We start from the raw sequence: 4,477 nt of genomic DNA, 5'->3' as shown, positions 1-4,477 counted from the left end.
TCGCATCCGGCTTTTGCGAATAGCATTTGATATTTGTCAGCTGCTTTTTTGGGGACATTTCGTTTAATTATCAGTGGAGTTTTTGAGAAGAGTTTTTCAATAAAACCGGCATCTTTTTGAAATATTTTCTGCAGTGCTGCTGATACCTGTGAATAAGTTTTATTATTAAGAAGCTGGCCGGTGAATATAAGGTCAAAATGGCCTCTGTCAGTATTGCCCTGTGTTTTATTAGTATTTATAGTAGCCATTTGGAAGTATCAGATTTAATAAGTGTGAGCATTCCTATTAAACTTTCCAAATGGTAGAAACTATGATATGTGTTCTCATGGGTGTTGAAAATGTTGTTATGTGTTTTATTCATGTTTTACTCTTGGTGTTAATTATTCAATGTCAAAATTTTCTATCTCTAACAAATCCCTTACGTATTTTTTATATTTTTTATGCTTAAATTCAAACCATTTGTCACGAAATTGAGAAGTGTCAATCTCTGCTTTAAAATTTGCAAAAGGGCTTTTTCTGTCCAAAATTTTTATTAAATTTTCCTGCAGCCCCTTGTCATCAATCTCATCAACAAAGTCTTCCATAATCCTGTATGCTTCACTGGAGTCCATTTTTGTTATTACCGCATAATCAGTCCACTCATTTTCTATTTTTGCTTCTTCTTTTTCCCAGAATTCACTATCACCATAAAAATCATCATAGTCAAGAATTGTTTTAATTTTTAAATCTTTGCGATTGATAAAAACTTTCATACCGGATTCAATATCCTGAGCAATTTCACTTAATTGTTCATCTGTTATTTCCATGGGTTTTATTCCTTATGTTTGGATTAATGGTACGTGCAAGAGTTGTTAGGCATTTCAACATACATACACTTTCCAGTACCATCCCTTATCTGCTCCAATTTTAATAATTTTATTGGATCCCTTCTTTTTATTTAATTTTGATTGTTTTTCCTACACCATACTCTATAAAATTTTCTTTGTATTGCTTTGCAAATGCTTCTCTAACTAAATCACCCGTGCAGTGAGATGGTGCAACTTTTTCCACTCCAATTTCTCTAAATTTTTCAACACAAGCAATAGAAGGATGATGAAAACCGCCCACAACCAAATATACTTTATTTTTTTTCATCAATTTTTTGACTTTCTCAACAATATTTACAATTCCAGGATGGGCACATCCTGTAACAACTATTAATCCCTTTTTTGAATCAATAATCAAAGATTGCTCTTTTATCCAAGTTCCCAACTCTCCTGTGGTATAACTAAAATCAGAAATTTTTATAGGCTCGGAAACCTCAACAAACATGGCTCCTTTTTTAGTTATCATATCTTTAATGGAATTGGGAAAGGAACTTGGGATGAAAACAGTAATATTATTATTCTTCTCTAAAAAATCTGCTAATCCTCCTACATGGTCTCCATGAATATGGGAAATAACTATTTTATTAATTGATTTAGCATCAATACCCATCTTTTGCATATTGAAAAGTAAGATTTTTGAATCTCCACCAGTATCAAACAGTATTATTTCTTTAGAAGTTTTTATTATGGTAGAAAAACCCCATGCAGTTCTTAATTCTGGTTTCAGTTGATAGTTATCATAAACAGAAATTAAGGTTATCCCTGGCTTTTCAGTTTCAGGTGCAGAAAAAACAAAAGTATTTGAAATTAATAGCAAACTTGCTGCACCTATTGAGGCCAGGACACTGATTAAAATCAAAATTTTGGAATTCATATTAATCAACCTATAGCTTTCAATTTATGCAATCCTTCATCTATGCTTCCATCGGGAATCATCCAATCCGGATTTGATTCACCTCTCTCTTCCATTTGATAGCGAATACAGCTCTCCCAGTCTCCTTTACAATATAATTCTATCCACTTTTTATCTAATTTTCCTTCTTCATAAAATCGTTTCATTGGACATGCCGGATACCATTTACAATCTTCAAGCAATACACTCATCTTTCTGTAACTTTTTGTCATTTCTTCCTTAAGAGAGGGGTTATAAAGAAGTGCGGCAGGATGAGGCAGAGGGAATATTTTTTTGTCTCCAGTTAAAAAAAGTTTACTGCAAACTAAGGGGAACTCTATTCTGGGCGGTAATGGAATGCCGTATTCATTAAAGGTGTATTTGGTTGCATAATAACCTAAGGGGACTAATATTTTTGGATTTATTAATTTAATCTCTTTGTTTAAGTACTGGCCGCAAATTTCAATCTCATCCTGCTTTGGTTTCCTGCATTTTGGGAGCATACATTTAAGCAAATTCGTCATATAAATTTTTTTTCTGCTTATATCAGCCAATCTCAATAATTCATCCAATACTTTTCCGGAAGGCCCAATGAACATCTTTCCTTCTTTATCTTCTTTCTCTCCAGGTGCTTGAGCAATCAGCATAAGTTTGGTATTCAAGTTTCCCTCACCACAGAGAGCGTTTATTCTGGTCTCAGATAACCTGCATTTATTACATTTTTTTATTTTTTTGTTCAGTTCATCAATTTTCATATTTCATCTATTATTTATATCTAATTTTTATATAGATTATCATTTTTTAGCTTTTTGGTTTAATAACAAGGAACTCTGAGTAAAGATTTTAGATTAATTTATGAATATTGAAATTAGGGTTTCACCATAATTTAAAGAAACTGAAATTTCCGAACGAACCAATTGGTTTTATAAATGATTTCTTGCTTTTGAATTGGGCATTTCATTTACAATTTTAATTATCAAAACTGCAGAACCGGTAAAATCAATAAAGGTACAAAATTATCGATTCTGCGGTTTGTTTGTCTCGATTACTTAATAAGTGCTAATCTCCTTGTTATAGTTTTATCCGAAGTCTTCAATGTGTATAGATATACACCGCTTGCAAAATCTGATCCGTCAAATTTAATGCTGTGTTTTCCGGCCTGCTGATAAGTGTTTACAAGAGTTTTAACTCGTCTGCCCTTTATATTTGTAATGTACAGTTCAACTCTTTCTTTTTTCGGAAGAGAGAAAGATATGGTTGTATACGGATTAAACGGATTCGGATAATTCTGGCTGAGATAGGGCTCTCTCGGTATAAAAGGATTATCTCTTTCTGCAACAGGAGTTCCTCCTATATCCGCAACAAAAACTCCTCTTCCGTGAGTGCCTATAACTACTCTGCCGTCACTGTTTCTCGAAGTTACAGCTTCTACAACAGTATTACCTATTGTATTACTGCCTTCAAGTGCCCATACAGTGTAAATTCCATTTAGATTTTGTGTGGAGTATATTCCTGTACTTGTGCCTACAAAGTATATGGGACCTCCTGACGACTGGGGCAGAATAGTTGCAGAACGCAGAGAAGGCCCGGGATTAGTAGTGTTTCCGGTAAGATTCCCCTCTACTGAAGTAAAGTGAGAGCCTCCGTCTGTAGAATGATAGAGCCCTGTAATATCATAATTAGACATAAGTACGAGGAGTTCATTGCCATTATCAGGATTTACAGCAATGTTATGAATATAAGCTCCGGAGGCTGCTGCTGCAATTGAAATATCAACAGCACCGGACTCGGAAGTCTCCGCATCATCCAGCCTGAATAGTTTTGGAACACCATTATTAGAGGAAGCAGCATAGTAAATTCTATGTTTCGGAGATAAATTTGTAAAAGCCATTGCTGAAAATCCGTATCCTGACGGAGCTGCAAGGTCAGTAAGTTCTGTCCAGCCCACTGCTGTACCTTCATTAAGCCAATTTGGTATTGATGACAAGCTGTCATTTCTCCACATTGATGAATCAGCAGGGTAGAACATAATGTCTTCATTGTTCGGGTCAATTGCAAAAGGATTGATAAATTTTTGCCCTTCAGCATCAATTGGTGTAATATCGCTCCATTTTGTACCTGAAGGCATTGTATAGGCAGAATTAGGATCTCCGTATGCATTATAATTGGCTCTTATAATATCACCATTTTGGGATGAAGTGTAGTAATAATCTGTACCGAGAAAGCAGTAGCCACCATCTCCGGAACTCACATCTGTGGAAGTGGCTGCAGGGGTTGAGTTGAATTTAAAACTCGGGGAACCGTTGTCCTGGCATCCTCCAAGAATATGAAAGTTTCCGCCTTTTCGCGGTATTGCAATTGTATAAAATTGTGTAGTAATGTAACTGTTATTTTTACTTACCCACGGGAAGGCCTCGTCATAATTCGTTTTTGTAATATCGTTTGTAAAACTAAGGCCGCCGTCGCTGCCTACCCACATTGCGTCCGGATCAGAAGGAGAGAATGCAATAGAATGCTGGTCTGGGTGAAGATTGGGATACATGAAATAGTCGTCATTATAAAAGTAACCACCTATCCACGCAATTTTGTCAGTTGTGTTGTATTTGTCAAGAGGAGTAGAAAATCCGTCGGTTGATCTGTACAGGTTTGTAGCGCCGATTATAACAAAGTTCTCATCATCGGGCTTAACAGCTATAATCATGTTGTATGATGCCTGAGT

The 4,477-nt window shown here is 35.5% G+C and carries 5 protein-coding genes; all 5 read right to left on the bottom strand.

Annotation, left to right across the window (positions count from 1 at the left end; all coding sequences use genetic code 11):
* Positions 1–248 (bottom strand): hypothetical protein (locus J7K93_11110; GenBank protein MCD6117556.1); only part of this gene is annotated, 248 nt, incomplete at its 3' end.
* A gap of 132 nt (positions 249–380) precedes the next feature.
* A complete protein-coding gene (locus tag J7K93_11105) occupies positions 381–806 on the bottom strand; it encodes a hypothetical protein (protein ID MCD6117555.1) in 426 nt (141 codons plus the stop codon).
* A gap of 127 nt (positions 807–933) precedes the next feature.
* Positions 934–1,740 carry an MBL fold metallo-hydrolase gene (locus J7K93_11100; GenBank protein ID MCD6117554.1) on the bottom strand — a complete coding sequence of 269 codons (807 nt, stop codon included), beginning with the start codon at positions 1,738–1,740 and terminating at the stop codon, positions 934–936.
* Between the two features lie 5 nt (positions 1,741–1,745).
* Entirely contained in the window at positions 1,746–2,513 is a 768-nt protein-coding gene (locus tag J7K93_11095; protein ID MCD6117553.1) for a uracil-DNA glycosylase, read from the bottom strand.
* A gap of 290 nt (positions 2,514–2,803) precedes the next feature.
* A partial coding sequence (locus tag J7K93_11090; protein ID MCD6117552.1) for a T9SS type A sorting domain-containing protein occupies positions 2,804–4,477 on the bottom strand: 1,674 nt, incomplete at its 5' end.

The organism is bacterium (assembly GCA_021158245.1).
Taxonomy (GTDB): Bacteria; Zhuqueibacterota; QNDG01; order QNDG01; family QNDG01; genus QNDG01.
Note: the sequence above shows the minus strand (reverse complement) of the source record. Positions and strands in the feature narration are given on the sequence as shown.

Excerpts from the sequence above, each read along its gene's own strand:
- J7K93_11105 (MCD6117555.1), bottom strand. The coding sequence starts at position 806 with ATGGAAATAACAGATGAACAATTAAGTGAAATTGCTCAGGATATTGAA.
- J7K93_11100 (MCD6117554.1), bottom strand. The coding sequence starts at position 1,740 with ATGAATTCCAAAATTTTGATTTTAATCAGTGTCCTGGCCTCAATAGGT.
- J7K93_11095 (MCD6117553.1), bottom strand. The coding sequence starts at position 2,513 with ATGAAAATTGATGAACTGAACAAAAAAATAAAAAAATGTAATAAATGC.